The organism is Trueperaceae bacterium (assembly GCA_031581195.1).
In the GTDB taxonomy this organism is placed as follows: domain Bacteria; phylum Deinococcota; class Deinococci; order Deinococcales; family Trueperaceae; genus SLSQ01.
In genome coordinates this window covers 1-3018 of record JAVLCF010000177.1, presented here as the reverse complement: position 1 = coordinate 3018, position 3018 = coordinate 1, and the positions used below count along the sequence as shown (strand labels likewise).

The window sequence follows — 3018 nt, the reverse complement described above, 5'->3', positions numbered from 1 at the left end:
CACCCCGTCGACGTGCGTCCCGGCCGCCCCGAACGCGACGTTGCCGGCGACGGTGTCGTCGGCCAGGAACGGCGCCTGCGCGACGTAGCCGACCTGCCGCCACCACGATCGCATCGTTTCGGGGCCCAACGGCACGCCGTCGATCGTCACGGCGCCCCGGGTCGGGGACACCAGCCCCAGAAGGACGTCGAGGAGGGTGGTCTTCCCCGACCCGGTCGGCCCCACGAACGCGGCGGTCGTCCCAACGTCGATCGCGGCGTCCACCCCGCGCAGGACCTCGCTGCGGGGCTCGTGGGGCGCGGCGTCGGGGTCGCCGGGCCCCCCGTCCACGGGCCCCGGGTAGGCGTAATGGACGTCCTCGAGGGTGATGCGGTGCGCCAGGTCCGGCAGCGCCGCGCGGGCCCCCGGGCGCGCACCCTCGGGGTGGGGGTGCGTCGCGGCCCCGAGCCGGGCGTACACCGCGTCCAGCGCCTCGGAGCCGTACCGGACGCGCGTGACGCCCTCGTACACGAGGTGCAGGGCGGGGATCAGGCGGTAGCCGGCGAACGCGTACAGGCCCAACGTCGGGACCAGGTCCGCGGCGGCGCGCCCCGTCCCCATCAGCAGCACCACGACGGCGACCAGGCCGGCGAAGGCGACGCCCTCGAGGGCGTAGCGGGGCACGTGCCGGAGGACGTGCTTGCTGGCTTCGGCGTCGGCGTACGCCTGCGACGGGCGGGCGAAGCGCGCCGCGACGGCGGCCTCCGCGTGGGCGAGGGTGACCTCCTTGCGGCCGGCCGCCGCCTCCTGCGCGACGCGCAGGACGGCGCGGTCCGCGCCGCTGCGCGCGCGCCCGAGCGCCGCGAGGCGCCGGCGCGTGACGGCGGCCAGCAGCAGGTACGCCCCCCCGAGCACGCCCGCCAGGACCGCCGCCATCACGGGATCGACGAGGACCAGGAGGACGGTGATGCCGACGACCGAGGCGGCCTTCGCCACCAGGCGGACGCCCGGCACCAGGATCTCCTCGGCGACCTCGCGCGCCTCCTGCACGACGGTGTCGACGACGTCCGCGCTGCTGCGCGCTCGGAAGCGTTCGTAGGGCTCGTGCAGGTACCCCTCCAGCAGCCGCATCGACAGGGCGTGGCCGCGCTGCGCCGCGAAGCGGTAGAGCGCCCACGTGCCGACCACCAGGACGCCGTTGGCCGCCAGCAACGCCACCATGACGGCGGCCCCGAAGGCCAACAGGAACGTGCGGGGCTGCTCGAAGCCGAGTGCGTCGGACGCCCACGCCGCCCACGGGGTGGTGCGTACGGCGTCGGGCCCGGTCAGCAGTTCCAGGAACGGCGCGAGGATCGCGACGCCCCCCGCCTCCGCGAACGCCATGAGGGTGACGAGCGGCAGCAGCCAGGCGGCCTGCCGTCGTTCCTCGGGCGTGAGCAACGCCCACGTCCGCGTCCAGGGGCGTGCGGGGCGTGCGGGCATCCGTCGGCCTCCACGGCGAGGGTACGGCCCTGCTCGCGGTGGACGCCCGCAGGCGTCACGGCGGAGACGGCGCACGCGCCCACCCCGCCCCGGGCGACGCTCCGCGCGGGCCCCGCGCCGGAGGCCGGGGCACCCAGCGGCTAGACTGAGCGGCATGAAACGGGCCCTGATCACCGGCATCACCGGACAGGACGGCAGCTACCTCGCGGAGCACCTCCTCGAGGACGGCTACGAGGTACACGGCATCGTCCGCCGCGCCAGCACTTTCACGACCGACCGCATCGACCACCTGTACAAGGACCCGCACCGCGAGGACGCGCGGTTGTTCCTGCACTACGGCGACATGACCGACGGACCCGGCCTGCGCCGCATCCTCGAGGAGGCGCGGCCCGACGAGGTGTACAACCTCGCGGCGCAAAGCCACGTGCGCGTCAGTTTCGACCAGCCGGAGTACACCGTCGACGTCGACGGGCTCGGAACGCTGCGGCTGCTCGAAGCGATCCGCGACGTGCACGGGCGCGACGGGGCGGGCCTGCGCTTCTACCAGGCGGGCACCAGCGAGATGTTCGGGGCGGCGGCGCCCCCCCAGAACGAAGACACGCGCTTCGAACCCCGCTCCCCGTACGCCGCGGCGAAGGTCATGGCGTACCACCTGGTCCGCAACTACCGCGAGGCGTACGGGCTGTTCGCCGTGACCGGCATCCTGTTCAACCACGAGTCGGAACGGCGGGGCGAGACGTTTGTGACCCGCAAGATCACGCGCGCCGCGACGCGCATCAAGCTGGGGCTGCAGGACACCCTGTACCTGGGGAACCTGGACGCGGTCCGCGATTGGGGGCACGCCGAGGACTACGTCCGCGCGACGCGCAGGATGCTGCAGCAGGACGAACCACGCGACCTGGTGATCGCGACGGGGGACGCGCACACCGTGCGCGACTTCCTGGAGGCGGCCTTCGGCCGCCTGGAGCTCGAGTGGCGCGACCACGTCGCGTTCGACCCGCGCTACCTGCGACCGACCGAGGTCGAGCACCTGCACGGGGATCCGAGCCGCGCGAAGGCGCAGCTCGGCTGGACGCCGCGCATCGACTTCGCCACGCTGGTGGCGCGGATGGTGGACCACGACCTGGAGCTCGCGCAGCGCGAGCGGACGCTCCGCGACGCGGGGCACGCGGTCGGGACCCGCGAGAGCGGGGACGCGTGAGCGCGTCCCCCGTCGTGACGCCGGACACGAAGATCTACCTGGCGGGCCACCGGGGCCTGGTGGGCTCCGCGATCCACCGCCGCCTGGAGGCGGCGGGGCACGCCCACCTCGTGACGCGCACCCACGCGGAGTTGGACCTGACCGACCAGGCGGCGACGCGCGCCTTCTTCGAGGCGGAACGCCCCGACGTGGTGATCCTGGCCGCCGCGAAGGTCGGGGGGATCCTCGCGAACCGCGACGCGCCGGTCGACTTCCTGCAGGACAACCTGGACATCGCGTCCAACGTGATCGCGTCGGCGCACGCGGTGGGGGTGCGCAAGCTCCTGAACTTGGGGAGCAGCTGCATCTACCCGAAG

3 protein-coding genes are annotated in these 3018 nt (G+C 74.2%); 2 read left to right on the top strand and 1 reads right to left on the bottom strand.

The features are described 5' to 3' along the window. Window positions 1-1461: ABC transporter ATP-binding protein (locus tag RI554_11135; protein MDR9392567.1), on the bottom strand; the 1461-nt coding region annotated here is incomplete at its 3' end. A gap of 154 nt (window positions 1462-1615) precedes the next feature. On the opposite strand from RI554_11135, the gene gmd reads away from it, so the two are divergent. Both gmd and RI554_11125 read left to right on the top strand, forming a co-directional pair. Then, a complete protein-coding gene (gene gmd / locus RI554_11130; protein ID MDR9392566.1) occupies window positions 1616-2662 on the top strand; it encodes a GDP-mannose 4,6-dehydratase in 1047 nt (348 codons plus the stop codon). Next, the coding region (locus RI554_11125; GenBank protein ID MDR9392565.1) for an NAD-dependent epimerase/dehydratase family protein at window positions 2659-3018 on the top strand (360 nt) is incomplete at its 3' end. The genes gmd and RI554_11125, both read left to right, overlap by 4 nt.